Annotated in this window: 1 protein-coding gene; it reads left to right on the top strand. The window is 64.1% G+C overall.

The window, feature by feature from the left end:
* A partial coding sequence (locus JWG43_RS19220) for an FCD domain-containing protein (RefSeq protein WP_205244498.1) occupies nucleotides 1-390 on the top strand: 390 nt, incomplete at both ends.

Raw genomic sequence — 390 nt, 5'->3', positions numbered from 1 at the left:
GCTCAGTACCCACCCGGAAGCCCAGTATGACCTGCTGGAGTTTCGTCACGCGCTGGAAGGCATCTGTGCCTACTATGCCGCGCTGCGGGGGACTGAGGCCGACTTCGAGCGGATCCGCCTGGCGCAGTCCGCCATCGAAGAGGCAGGTCAGCAGGGGTCGCTGGTGGTCGAGTCGACCGCCGTCACCCAGTTCTATCTGGCGGTGGCGGAGGCGTCCCACAACGTGGTGCTGCTGCACCTGCTGCGGGCCATGGGCCCCATGCTCGAACAGAACATTTTACGAAATAACGAGATTTTGAATCGCCGTCCGGGAGTGGTAGCCAAGATCCGTCGCCATCGTGCGAGCCTGATCGAGGCTATCCTGTCGGGGGCTCCGGAGCGGGCCAGGGC

The organism is Desulfobulbus alkaliphilus, assembly GCF_016918545.1.
Taxonomy (GTDB): domain Bacteria; phylum Desulfobacterota; class Desulfobulbia; order Desulfobulbales; family Desulfobulbaceae; genus Desulfobulbus; species Desulfobulbus alkaliphilus.
Note: the sequence above shows the minus strand (reverse complement) of the source record. Positions and strands in the feature narration are given on the sequence as shown.